The organism is Blastomonas sp. CCH1-A6 (genome assembly GCF_001556365.1).
Taxonomy (GTDB): Bacteria; Pseudomonadota; Alphaproteobacteria; order Sphingomonadales; family Sphingomonadaceae; genus Blastomonas; species Blastomonas ursincola.
In genome coordinates this window covers 1-260 of record NZ_LSIS01000360.1, presented here as the reverse complement: position 1 = coordinate 260, position 260 = coordinate 1, and the positions used below count along the sequence as shown (strand labels likewise).

At 72.7% G+C, this 260-nt stretch carries 1 pseudogene; it reads right to left on the bottom strand.

The window, feature by feature from the left end:
• A pseudogene (locus AX735_RS16915) lies at nucleotides 1–260 on the bottom strand (hypothetical protein); the annotation flags it as partial.

Below are 260 nucleotides of genomic sequence, written 5' to 3'. Positions count from 1 at the left end.
CGAAGCCGCGCCCGAGGGCGTCGTGCCGTCCGCCGTCACTGCGCCGTTGCCGATCGCGACCGAATTGATGCCGGCTGCATTGGCGCGACTGCCCAGAGCCGCCGAATTGGTGCCGCCCGCCTGCGCGCTCTTGCCGACCGACGTCGCCTCGAACCCGGCAGCATTGGCCTGATGACCCACTGCAACGGCGGTGCGCCCCGAGGCGTTGGCCTGCCAGCCGAAGGCCTGGCTGCCGACGCCCGAGGCGACCGATTCGCCGC